Here is an 11,926-nt window from a genome sequence, read left to right as displayed (position 1 = left end):
GATCAGCCGTGCAGCAGCGGGTACAGTTCTTTCAATAACTTGCGACGGCTGATGACCAGTTGCCAGCGGTGACCGCCCACTTGTCGCCAAAGTCGCGCGCAACGAATACCGGCCAGCAACAGGGCGCGGATTTTCGAGGCGTTGTTCGGTTGCTGCAGGTTGCGCATGTCGCCGTGGACCTGAATGCGCTGACGCAGGGTGCTGAGCGTGTCCTGGTACAGCGCACCGCTGGCAGCGATGACGTTCTCGTGAACGATGCCGAAGTGTTCGACCTGCGACTTGATCTGCGGCAGGCGCTTGCCGATGGTTTCGAGCATGTCGTCGCGCTTGGACAGCTGACGCTCAAGGCCCAGCATGGCCAGCGCATAACGCAGGGGCTCGCGCTGAAGCGTCCCGGGGTCGCGCTCAAGAGCACTGGCAAGGGCGCGGTAACCCTCGCGCAGGTTCAGGTCGTCGCCGCCGAACACGTCGAGCGTGTCCTTCGGGTCCATGACCAGCAATCCGCCCAGCAGGCAGCCGACAGCCGCCTCGCTGGCCTGACCGGTCTTGGCGATCCGGTCCACCAGCACGGCCGCCTGAAACACGCCGCCGAGTGCGGTGAGTTGCTCTTGAATCGGACTCATCAACGAGGGTCCTTGCTGTGCCAGGGGTCGGCGATTTCGATGACGCCACCGCCGAGGCAGACTTCGCCGTCGTAGAAGACCACGGACTGGCCTGGGGTCACGGCCCGTTGCGGTTCGTCGAAGGTGGCGCGGTAGCCCGTGTCGGTGCGTTCCAGCGTGCAGCGCTGATCGCCCTGGCGATAGCGGACCTTGGCGGTCAGCGTGCGCGGGGTGCTCAGGTCGATCGGGTTGACCCAGTAGATTTCCGAGGCCAGCAGGGCGCGGGAGAACAGCCAGGGGTGTTCGTTGCCCTGGCCGACGATCAGCACGTTGTTCGCCAGGTCTTTTTCCAGCACGTACCACGGCTCGTCGCCAGCGTCTTTCAGCCCGCCGATGCCCAGGCCCTGACGCTGGCCAATGGTGTGGTACATCAGGCCCGCATGACGGCCGATGACGTCACCTTCGGTGGTCTTGATTTCGCCCGGTTGCGCAGGCAGGTACTGCTTGAGGAAGTCGGTGAAGCGACGTTCGCCAATGAAGCAGATGCCGGTGGAGTCCTTTTTCTTCGCGGTTGCCAGCTGGTACTTCTCGGCAATCGCACGAACTTCGGGCTTCTCCAGTTCACCGACCGGGAACAGGGTCTTGGCGATCTGCTCGCCTGCCACCGCGTGCAGGAAGTAGCTCTGGTCCTTGTTCGGGTCCAGGCCCTTGAGCAGCTCGGTGCGGCCGTCAATGTCGCGGCGACGCACATAGTGGCCGGTGGCAATCAGGTCGGCGCCGAGCATGAAGGCGTAATCAAGGAAGGCTTTGAACTTGATTTCCCGGTTGCACAGGATGTCCGGGTTCGGCGTACGGCCGGCCTTGTACTCTTCGAGGAAGTGCTCGAAGACGTTATCCCAGTACTCGGCGGCGAAGTTCACCGTGTGCAGCTTGATACCGATGCGGTCGCACACGGCCTGGGCGTCCGCGAGGTCGTCCATGGCGGTGCAGTATTCCGTTCCGTCGTCTTCTTCCCAGTTCTTCATGAACAGGCCTTCCACCTGATACCCCTGCTCCATGAGCAGAAGGGCGGAGACCGAAGAATCCACGCCGCCGGACATGCCGACAATGACGCGCTTCTTTTCTGTATCGGAAAAGGCTGAATCAGACATAGGAGTTCGATGGGTAGCTTGGAAAAGGACGCGATTCTAACAGGGACTCGGCGTCAAGGCTAAAAGCTATTCAGTTGCGTACGACATCCAGGCTGTGGACCGGGCCTGCCAGGTAATCGTCGATGCATCGCAGGACCAGCTCGCTGCGCCAGCGCTCGGGTTGAGCGGCCAGTTCGTCGCGAGTGAACCACGGCGCGCCGACGATACCGGTGTCCAGTGCGCGGTCGGGATGGTGTTTGACGGCCTTCGCAGTGAAGCACACCCGTTGGTAGGTCACGCCGTTGCTGGGCGCGGTGTACAGATAGATGCCGACCACGCCGGTCAATTCGACGTCCCAGCCGGTTTCTTCCAGGGTTTCGCGAATCGCGGCGTCGCGCAGGGTTTCGTTCGCTTCCAGATGGCCGGCGGGCTGGTTGAGCACCCGCTTGTCATGTTTGACTTCTTCGACGAACAGAAAGCGGCCGTTGTCTTCGACGATGGTGGCGACGGTGATGTGGGGTTGCCAGGTCATGGATATTCCGCTCGTGCGGCAGGTGTAAACCACTGTGGGAGCGAGCTTGCTCGCGAAAGCGGTTTACCTGTCGGCAGTGATGTTGAAGCTTAGGACCCTTTCGCGAGCAAGCTCGCTCCCACAGGTCATATTTCCAGATTGCGTTTTGCGCAGAAACACAAACCCCGGCACTCGGCCGGGGTTTGTGACAGAGCGTTACAACCTTACTTCAACGCGTTGATCGCATCGTTCAGGGTCTTGCTCGGGCGCATGGCTTTGCTGGCCAGTTCTGGGGTGGCGAAGTAGTAACCGCCGATGTCGAGAGGCTTGCCCTGAACAGCGTTCAGCTCGTTAACGATGGTGGTCTCGTTATCGGTCAGGGTTTTCGCCAGTTCGGTGAACTTGGCTTGCAGGGCCGTATCTTCGGTCTGGGCCGCCAGAGCCTGAGCCCAGTACATGGCCAGGTAGAAGTGGCTGCCACGGTTGTCGATACCGCCAACCTTGCGCGATGGCGACTTGTTGTTGTCCAGGAACTGGCCGGTGGCCTTGTCCAGGGCGGTGGCAAGTACCAGCGCTTTCGGGTTGTTGTAGACGTTGCCCAAGTGCTCCAGGGAAGCTGCCAGTGCCAGGAATTCGCCCAGCGAATCCCAGCGCAGGAAGTTCTCTTCGTTCAGCTGTTGAACGTGCTTCGGTGCCGAACCGCCAGCGCCGGTTTCGAACAGACCGCCGCCATTCATCAGCGGAACGATCGACAGCATCTTGGCGCTTGTGCCCAGTTCCATGATCGGGAACAGGTCGGTCAGGTAGTCACGCAGCACGTTACCGGTCACCGAAATGGTGTCCTTGCCGGCGCGGATACGCTCCAGGGAAACCTTCATCGCGTCGACCGGCGACTTGATGCTGATGTCCAGGCCAGTGGTGTCGTGATCCTTCAGGTACTTCTCGACCTTCTTGATCATCACGGCGTCGTGAGCACGTTTCGGGTCCAGCCAGAAGATGGCCGGGGTGTTGCTCAGGCGCGAACGGTTCACGGCCAGCTTGACCCAGTCTTGAATCGGCGCGTCTTTGGTCTGGCACATGCGCCAGATGTCGCCGGCTTCAACGTTCTGTTCCATCAGAACCTGACCTTTGTCGTCGGTCACGCGGACCACGCCGTCAGTTTCGATCTGGAAGGTCTTGTTGTGCGAGCCGTACTCTTCGGCTTTCTGAGCCATCAGGCCGACGTTTGGCACGCTGCCCATGGTGGTCGGATCGAAGGCGCCGTGTTTCTTGCAGTCTTCGATGACAGCCTGGTAGATAGTGGCGTAGCAGCGATCCGGGATCACGGCCTTGGTGTCCTGCAGGACGCCGTCGTTGTTCCACATCTTGCCGGAATCACGAATCATCGCAGGCATCGAGGCGTCGACGATGACGTCGCTCGGCACGTGCAGGTTGGTGATGCCTTTGTCGGAGTTGACCATCGCCAGGGCAGGGCGGGTCGCGTAAACGGCTTTGACGTCCGCTTCGATCTGCGCTTGCTGGTCGGCTGGCAGGTCCTTGATGCGGGCGTACAGGTCGCCGATACCGTTGTGCAGATTGAAACCGATTTCCTTCAGGACGTCAGCGTGCTTGTTCAGCGCATCCTGGTAGTACTCGGCGACGAACTCGCCGAACATGATCGGGTCGGAAACCTTCATCATGGTGGCTTTCAGGTGAACCGAGAACAGAACGCCCAGCTTCTTGGCGTCTTCGATTTCCTTGGCCACGAATGCGCGCAGGGCTTTTTTGCTCATGACCGCGCAGTCGATGATTTCACCGGCCAGAACCGACGTCTTGTCCTTCAGCACAGTGGTGCTGCCGTCTTTGCCGATCAGTTCGATCTTCACGGCGCCAGCGGTTTCGATCAGCGAGGATTTTTCGCTGCCGTAGAAGTCGCCGTTGTCCATGTGGGCAACGTGGGATTTGGAGTCTGCAGCCCAGGCGCCCATTTTGTGCGGGTGCTTGCGAGCGTAGTTCTTCACCGAAAGCGGCGCGCGGCGATCAGAGTTACCTTCACGCAGAACCGGGTTCACGGCGCTGCCTTTGACCTTATCGTAGCCAGCACGGGCGGCCTTGTCGGCGTCGGTCACGACTTCGTCCGGATAGTTCGGGACGTTGTAGCCCTTGGCTTGCAGCTCCTTGATCGCGGCCTTCAGTTGTGGAACCGAGGCGCTGATGTTCGGCAGCTTGATGATGTTGGCTTCCGGCGTGGTCGCCAGTTCGCCCAACTCTGCCAGATCGTCGGAAACCTTCTTGTCGCCCAGCTGCTCAGGGAAGCTGGCCAGGATGCGGGCTGCAAGAGAGATGTCGCGGGTTTCGACGGCGATATCAGCGGAGGCGGTGAACGCTTCGATGATAGGAAGGAGTGAGTAGGTGGCGAGGGCAGGCGCTTCGTCGGTGAAGGTATAGATGATCTTCGAGCGGTTGGACATTTTCGGGATAACTCTCTTCTTTGCTGAGCGTACACAAAATTTCGAGATGCGCAGGGTAGGCACTTTCGCCCAAAGTATCGATGAGCCGAAAGTCGAGAATTTCGTCGCGTGATATGGGGTAGATCAGTCGAGCATCAAGCAGCCGGGCTGTGGTAACGGTCCGGCCTGTCGAGGGCTTTAAGATGGCTCGGCCCCCAATGACCCTGTGGTCACCGGCGCGAGTATATCACCGGTCCCGGCCATTACTACGATAGTAGTGTGAACGCTTTGCGCTCGCGTGGAGCGATTCAGCGCCGTTGGTCGCCACCTCAAAAACAGTGAAAAACCGCCAAACCCCCGTCTCAGGCGGCCTGCGGCAACCTGTCGCAGTTCGGGGCGGGTTCTGCAGGGCAGATGAATAATGAGTCAGTTTTCGACTAAAGGAGCATTCGCTTCGAAGCCCGTTCAAGTGGTCTACGCTCGTGGAGCGCACTCCTGGCGCAACGCTCCATAACCCGAACGCTCTATCACTCGATAACAAGAACAGGCGGAGTCAGCATGGGATACCAGAAGATCAAGGTGCCAGCGGTGGGCGAGAAAATCATGGTCAACGCCGATCACTCGCTCAACGTACCGAACCATCCGATCATCCCGTACATCGAAGGCGACGGCATCGGCGTCGATATCAGCCCGGTCATGATCAAGGTGGTCGATGCAGCGGTGGACAAGGCCTACGGCGGCGAACGCAAGATTGCCTGGATGGAGGTCTATGCCGGAGAGAAGGCGACGCAAGTCTATGATCAGGACACCTGGCTGCCGCAGGAAACCCTGGATGCGGTGAAAGACTACGTGGTGTCGATCAAGGGTCCGCTGACCACGCCGGTCGGTGGCGGGATCCGCTCGCTCAACGTGGCGTTGCGCCAACAGCTCGACCTGTACGTGTGCCTGCGCCCTGTGCGCTGGTTCGAAGGCGTGCCGAGCCCCGTTAAAAAGCCGGGCGACGTGGACATGACGATCTTTCGCGAGAACTCCGAGGACATTTATGCAGGGATCGAATGGAAGGCCGGTTCGCCCGAGGCGATCAAGGTCATCAAGTTTCTCAAGGAAGAAATGGGCGTGACCAAGATCCGCTTCGATCAGGATTGCGGCATCGGCGTCAAACCCGTCTCGAAGGAGGGCACCCAGCGTCTGGCGCGAAAAGCCCTTCAATATGTCGTGGATAACGATCGTGATTCGCTGACCATCGTCCACAAGGGCAACATCATGAAGTTCACCGAAGGTGCCTTCAAGGAGTGGGCCTACGAAGTGGCGGCTAGCGAGTTCGGCGCAACGCTGCTCGACGGCGGCCCGTGGATGCAGTTCAAAAACCCGAAAACCGGCAAGAACGTGATCGTCAAAGACGCGATTGCCGACGCCATGCTCCAGCAGATCCTGCTGCGGCCCGCCGAATATGACGTGATCGCCACGCTCAATCTCAACGGTGACTACCTCTCGGACGCGCTGGCGGCAGAAGTGGGCGGCATCGGTATCGCGCCGGGCGCGAACCTGTCCGACACCGTGGCAATGTTCGAAGCCACTCACGGCACTGCACCCAAATATGCTGGCAAGGATCAGGTAAACCCGGGATCGTTGATCCTGTCGGCGGAAATGATGTTGCGGCACATGGGCTGGACCGAGGCGGCGGACCTGATCATCAAGGGCACCAACGGTGCGATTTCGGCCAAAACCGTGACGTACGACTTCGAGCGGTTGATGGACGGAGCCAAATTACTGTCTTCGTCGGCCTTCGGTGATGCGCTGATCTCTCACATGTAACGCTAGCTCCCGACTTCAGACGAAAAAAAACCGGTCAGTCCAGAAATGGAACTGACCGGCTTTTCAGGTCTCGCGCTTGAACGGTCCGGCTCAGGCGTGATTTCAGCTGTGTTCGTGCTGCTTTTCGTGTGAATGAGCTGCTTCTTTAATGGCACTGACGGTCGACGGATGCCCACTGATTTTTATGGCGTGCAAACCTTTCGGACCCTGGATGATCTCAAATTGAACCGGCTGGCCGGCTTTGAGGGTCTTGTAGCCATCCATTTCAATCGCCGAGTAGTGTGCAAACAGGTCCTCGGACTTGCCGTCTTCAACGATGAAGCCATACCCCTTGGCGTTGTTAAACCACTTGACCTTACCGCTTAGCATAGTCACATCCCTCTGCAAAGGACTCCGATGGGAGTATCATCACCTCTCATCCGCCGGACCTAAAAAATTTTGGTTGACTGCGCGGACCCTTTTTACCCAATGTGGGTTCTATTGTTTGTAACACCGTTTAGCCGTTAGTCAAGGTCACGCAGCGGTCCAGTTGAAAACCTGTATGCCTGTGACTACTTATTTCAATTTCGTCCCCTACGAACCTTCTTTACCATGCATGCAATCAGCAAGATTCGACTAACATTCAATCAGGATGATCCGCAATCCCATGAGGACGACGCGGCGGGCATAGCCGTACAGGAAGCCAAGCCGACATTGCAGGTGCCACCGATGTACAAGGTGGTTTTGTTCAATGATGACTACACCCCGATGGATTTCGTTGTCGAAGTGCTTGAGGTGTTTTTCAACCTGAATCGTGAGCTGGCGACGAAAGTCATGCTGGCCGTCCATACAGAGGGACGGGCAGTATGCGGATTGTTCACCCGCGACATCGCCGAGACCAAGGCCATGCAGGTGAACCAATACGCCAGGGAAAGCCAGCATCCGCTACTCTGTGAGATCGAGAAGGACGGTTAACGCCGGACACTTGGGTATGAGGTGAAGCTATGTTAAACCGTGAGCTCGAAGTCACCCTCAATTTGGCTTTCAAGGAGGCCCGTTCGAAGCGTCATGAGTTCATGACGGTCGAGCACCTTCTGTTGGCCCTATTGGACAATGAGGCTGCCGCCACTGTTCTGCGTGCCTGCGGCGCAAACCTCGACAAACTCAAACACGACCTTCAGGAGTTCATCGACTCCACCACGCCGCTGATCCCTGTGCATGATGAGGATCGCGAGACCCAGCCCACCCTGGGCTTCCAGCGCGTGCTCCAGCGTGCCGTGTTCCATGTGCAGAGTTCCGGTAAGCGTGAAGTCACCGGCGCGAACGTTCTGGTGGCCATTTTCAGTGAGCAGGAAAGTCAGGCCGTGTTCCTGCTGAAACAGCAGAGCGTTGCCCGTATCGATGTCGTCAACTATATCGCCCACGGTATCTCCAAGGTGCCGGGGCATGGCGAACACTCTGAAGGTGAGCAAGATATGCAGGATGATGAGGGCGGCGAGTCTTCTTCTTCGGGCAATCCTCTGGATGCCTATGCCAGCAACCTGAATGAACTGGCCCGTCAAGGCCGCATCGATCCGCTTGTAGGCCGTGAGCTGGAAGTCGAGCGTGTCGCTCAGATCCTCGCGCGCCGTCGTAAAAACAACCCGCTGCTCGTCGGTGAAGCCGGCGTGGGCAAGACCGCCATCGCCGAAGGTCTGGCCAAGCGTATCGTCGACAACCAGGTGCCGGATCTGTTGGCCAACAGCGTCGTCTACTCCCTGGACCTCGGTGCTCTGCTGGCCGGTACCAAATACCGTGGTGATTTCGAGAAACGCTTCAAGGCGTTGCTGGGCGAGCTCAAAAAACGCCCGCATGCGATTCTGTTCATCGACGAAATCCACACCATTATTGGTGCCGGTGCTGCGTCGGGTGGCGTGATGGATGCCTCCAACCTGCTCAAGCCGTTGCTGTCTTCGGGTGATATCCGTTGCATCGGTTCGACCACGTTCCAGGAGTTCCGCGGCATCTTCGAAAAAGACCGTGCGCTGGCTCGCCGCTTCCAGAAAGTCGACGTGTCAGAGCCTTCGGTAGAAGACACCATCGGCATTCTGCGTGGCCTGAAAGGCCGTTTCGAGCAGCACCACAGTATCGAATACAGTGATGAAGCCCTGCGTGCCGCCGCTGAACTGGCGTCGCGCTACATCAATGACCGTCATATGCCGGACAAGGCCATCGACGTGATTGACGAGGCGGGTGCCTATCAGCGTCTGCAGCCAGCAGAGTTGCGTGTGAAGCGCATCGAGGTGGCTCAGGTTGAAGACATCGTCGCGAAAATCGCGCGGATTCCGCCAAAACACGTCAACAGCTCCGACAAGGAACTGCTGCGTAACCTGGAGCGCGACCTCAAGCTCACGGTCTTTGGTCAGGACGCAGCGATCGATTCGCTGTCGACCGCGATCAAGCTGTCCCGTGCGGGCCTGAAATCCCCAGACAAACCAGTGGGTTCGTTCCTGTTCGCAGGTCCTACCGGTGTCGGTAAAACCGAGGCGGCTCGTCAGTTGGCGAAAGCGCTGGGTATCGAGCTGGTGCGTTTCGACATGTCCGAATACATGGAGCGTCACACCGTTTCGCGTCTGATCGGTGCGCCTCCAGGCTATGTCGGGTTCGATCAGGGCGGTCTGTTGACCGAAGCCATCACCAAGCAGCCGCACTGTGTTCTGCTGCTCGATGAGATCGAGAAAGCGCATCCGGAAGTCTTCAACCTGCTCCTGCAGGTCATGGACCACGGTACCTTGACCGACAACAACGGCCGCAAAGCGGACTTCCGCAATGTGATCGTGATCATGACCACCAACGCCGGTGCTGAAACGGCGGCGCGTGCTTCGATCGGCTTCACCCATCAGGACCACTCGTCTGATGCGATGGAAGTCATCAAGAAGAGCTTCACGCCGGAATTCCGCAACCGCCTGGACACCATCATTCAGTTTGGTCGCCTCAGTCATGAGGTCATCAAAAGCGTGGTGGACAAGTTCCTCACCGAACTTCAGGCGCAACTGGAAGACAAGCGTGTGCTGCTTGAGGTGACCGATGCGGCCAGAAGCTATCTGGCGGAAGGGGGCTACGATGCTGCGATGGGCGCTCGCCCAATGGCGCGTCTGATCCAGGACAAGATCAAGCGTCCACTGGCCGAGGAGATTCTTTTCGGCGAGTTGTCCGAGCATGGCGGTGTGGTTCACATCGACTACAAGGACGGCGAGATCACGTTCGACTACGAAACCACGGCGGAAATGGCCTGACGTTTCATCGCGATACAGCAGAAAGGCGCCGATTGAGGCGCCTTTTTGTTGTCTGCAAAAAAACCTGCAGGAGCGCGCTTGCCCGCGATGACGTCGTATCAGTCAACGCATACGTGTCAGGAAGTCGGTAATCGCGGGCAAGCGCGCTCCTACAAAGGGTGTTGAGCTTAAGCCGCGCCAACAAAAACGCCCGGCATGTGCCGGGCGTTTTTGTTAAGACCTGTTAGCGGGCGCGGTAAGTGATGCGCCCTTTGCTCAAGTCGTAGGGCGTCAGTTCAACGCGGACCTTATCGCCGGTAAGAATACGAATGTAGTTCTTGCGCATCTTGCCGGAGATGTGCGCGGTTACGACGTGCCCATTTTCCAACTCCACACGGAACATGGTGTTGGGCAGGGTGTCGACGACAGTGCCTTCCATTTCGAAGCTGTCTTCTTTCGACATGCAGTAAAGCCCTCGGTATCCAATGAATGGCCCGGTGCAAACGGCAGCCAGGCAAAAGCGGGCTGCATTGTGCCCGAAAAATGGGGGTTAAGCCAAGGGCTTCAGTAAAGAGTGACCCATCTTTGATTGGTCAGCAGCTCGATAGGGCGATATTGGGTCTTGTAATTCATCTTTTTGCAGTTCTTGATCCAGTAGCCCAGGTACACCGCATGCAGTTGCAAGCGAGCGGCTTCGGCTATTTGCCAGAGGATCGCGTAACGGCCCAGGCTGCGCTTTTCTTCGGCGGGTTCGTAGAAGGTGTACACCGCCGACAAGCCATTGGGCAGCAGATCGGTCACGGCCACGGCCAGCAATCGCCCTTCGACGCGAAACTCAAAAAAACGCGAGAACGGCAGGTCGCGCACCAGAAAGGTCGAAAACTGGTCGCGACTGGGAGGAAACATGTCGCCGTCGGCGTGGCGCTGCTCGATATAGCGTTGGTAAAGGTCGAAATATTCTTCGCTGAAATGGGGCTTGGTGCTGGTGACTTCGATGTCGGCATTTTTCTTGAAAATGCGTTTCTGTTGGCGATCGGGCTCGAACAGGCCGACGGGAATCCGCGCAGGCACACACGCACTGCAATTCTGACAGTGCGGGCGATAAAGATGGTCGCCACTGCGGCGAAACCCCATGTCCGAAAGGTCGGCATAGACCTGCACATCCATCGGCTGGCTGGGATCGAGGAACAGCGTGGTGGCTTGTTCCTCGGGCAGGTAGCTGCAGGAGTGGGGTTGAGTGGCATAAAACTTAAGCCGCGCCAGCTCGGTCATGATCAACCCTCGAGAAAAACTTTAGTTAAGAGTGTATGCCAGCCGAATCAAACTCGCCTAGGTAGCCAGTCGGCGGAATTGCTCAGATCGAGGTGTTTGTCCAAGTAATCGGCAAAGGTCTGGCGCGTAATGGATCGGGCGCCCAGGCTTTGCAAGTGTTGCGTCGGCATCTGGCAGTCAATCAGGACGAATCCCCACTGCTTCAGATGGTCCACCAGCGTCGCGAATCCGACCTTGGAGGCGTTGTCGGCGCGACTGAACATCGATTCTCCAAAAAACAGTTGGCCCATCGCCAGGCCATAAAGCCCGCCGATCAGCTCGCCGTTCTCCCAGACCTCTACGCTGTGGGCAAAACCGCGTGCGTGCAGTTCTATGTAGGCAGCCTGCATGGAGCCAGTGATCCAGGTGCCATCGGTGTAGTCGCGCGGCTCCGCGCAGGCGCGTATGACCGCCGCAAAGTCCTGGTCGAAGGTCACCTGATACTTTTGCTGGCGCAGCACTTTGGTCAGGCTGCGGGAAACGTGCAATTCCTCAGGAAACAATACCGTGCGCGGATCCGGCGACCACCAGAGAATCGGCTGTCCCTGCTGATACCAGGGAAAGCAGCCGTGGCGATAGGCCCGGATCAGCCGGTCGGCGGACAGGTCGCCGCCTCCGGCCAAGAGCCCGTTCGGCTCGCGCATGGCCTTATCCAGCGGCGGAAAATCAAGCGTGTCGCGTTGTAACCAGGTCAGCATGGCGTCATGACTTTTGCGAGAGGGGAGGGGAGTGGTAAGCCGCGGTGCAACTACGGGCAGTGAATGCGGTCACACGCGGTTGACTGCAGCGACATCGTTGAATGTGAGGTGCACTTAGGGTCTTCAAACGGAGCATGGCCTTTGGACAGTTGTGAAGATTGAGATAAACACGTCATAAGCCTTTGTCAGCAAAGAAA

At 58.3% G+C, this 11,926-nt stretch carries 11 protein-coding genes; 3 read left to right on the top strand and 8 right to left on the bottom strand.

The window, feature by feature from the left end; all coding sequences use genetic code 11:
- Window positions 1–2 precede the first annotated feature (2 nt).
- The 4 genes from hflD to ABDX87_RS05310 all read right to left on the bottom strand — a co-directional run bounded on the left by hflD (window position 3) and on the right by ABDX87_RS05310 (window position 4,693).
- Entirely contained in the window at window positions 3–623 is a 621-nt protein-coding gene (gene hflD, locus ABDX87_RS05325) for a high frequency lysogenization protein HflD (RefSeq protein ID WP_081567383.1), read from the bottom strand.
- The gene (gene mnmA, locus ABDX87_RS05320; RefSeq protein ID WP_346831944.1) at window positions 623–1,753 is read right to left on the bottom strand and encodes a tRNA 2-thiouridine(34) synthase MnmA; all 1,131 of its coding nucleotides are present in this window, start codon (window positions 1,751–1,753) and stop codon (window positions 623–625) included. The genes hflD and mnmA overlap by 1 nt, the downstream gene beginning before the upstream one ends.
- 70 nt (window positions 1,754–1,823) lie before the next feature.
- A complete protein-coding gene (locus ABDX87_RS05315; RefSeq protein ID WP_346831943.1) occupies window positions 1,824–2,264 on the bottom strand; it encodes an NUDIX hydrolase in 441 nt (146 codons plus the stop codon).
- 203 nt (window positions 2,265–2,467) lie between these two features.
- A complete protein-coding gene (locus ABDX87_RS05310) occupies window positions 2,468–4,693 on the bottom strand; it encodes an NADP-dependent isocitrate dehydrogenase (RefSeq protein ID WP_346831942.1) in 2,226 nt (741 codons plus the stop codon).
- A gap of 537 nt (window positions 4,694–5,230) precedes the next feature.
- On the opposite strand from ABDX87_RS05310, the gene icd reads away from it, so the two are divergent.
- On the top strand, window positions 5,231–6,487 hold the full coding sequence (gene icd / locus ABDX87_RS05305; RefSeq protein ID WP_346831941.1) for an NADP-dependent isocitrate dehydrogenase: 1,257 nt from the start codon (window positions 5,231–5,233) through the stop codon (window positions 6,485–6,487).
- A 102-nt stretch (window positions 6,488–6,589) separates the two neighbouring features.
- Here icd and cspD read toward each other — a convergent pair whose 3' ends face one another.
- On the bottom strand, window positions 6,590–6,856 hold the full coding sequence (cspD, locus tag ABDX87_RS05300; protein ID WP_346831940.1) for a cold shock domain-containing protein CspD: 267 nt from the start codon (window positions 6,854–6,856) through the stop codon (window positions 6,590–6,592).
- A gap of 222 nt (window positions 6,857–7,078) precedes the next feature.
- Here cspD and clpS point away from each other — a divergent pair, with 222 nt between their 5' ends.
- Window positions 7,079–7,441 (top strand): ATP-dependent Clp protease adapter ClpS, encoded by a 363-nt coding sequence (gene clpS, locus ABDX87_RS05295; RefSeq protein ID WP_074755300.1) that lies wholly within the window; start codon window positions 7,079–7,081, stop codon window positions 7,439–7,441.
- Between the two features lie 29 nt (window positions 7,442–7,470).
- On the top strand, window positions 7,471–9,741 hold the full coding sequence (gene clpA, locus ABDX87_RS05290; RefSeq protein WP_346831939.1) for an ATP-dependent Clp protease ATP-binding subunit ClpA: 2,271 nt from the start codon (window positions 7,471–7,473) through the stop codon (window positions 9,739–9,741).
- 223 nt (window positions 9,742–9,964) lie between these two features.
- On the opposite strand, the gene infA is transcribed toward clpA, so the two are convergent.
- The 3 genes from infA to aat form a co-directional block, all read right to left on the bottom strand.
- Window positions 9,965–10,183 carry a translation initiation factor IF-1 gene (gene infA, locus ABDX87_RS05285; RefSeq protein WP_002553999.1) on the bottom strand — a complete coding sequence of 73 codons (219 nt, stop codon included), beginning with the start codon at window positions 10,181–10,183 and terminating at the stop codon, window positions 9,965–9,967.
- A 101-nt stretch (window positions 10,184–10,284) separates the two neighbouring features.
- Window positions 10,285–10,992 (bottom strand): arginyltransferase, encoded by a 708-nt coding sequence (locus tag ABDX87_RS05280; RefSeq protein WP_346831938.1) that lies wholly within the window; start codon window positions 10,990–10,992, stop codon window positions 10,285–10,287.
- Between the two features lie 47 nt (window positions 10,993–11,039).
- A complete protein-coding gene (gene aat, locus ABDX87_RS05275; protein ID WP_346831937.1) occupies window positions 11,040–11,729 on the bottom strand; it encodes a leucyl/phenylalanyl-tRNA--protein transferase in 690 nt (229 codons plus the stop codon).
- Window positions 11,730–11,926: the final 197 nt, after the last annotated feature.

The sequence above is a fragment of the Pseudomonas abietaniphila genome, from assembly GCF_039697315.1.
Classification (GTDB): domain Bacteria; phylum Pseudomonadota; class Gammaproteobacteria; order Pseudomonadales; family Pseudomonadaceae; genus Aquipseudomonas; species Aquipseudomonas abietaniphila_B.
The sequence above is the reverse complement of the archived record's forward strand: the minus strand, read 5'-3'. Positions and strand labels throughout refer to the sequence as shown.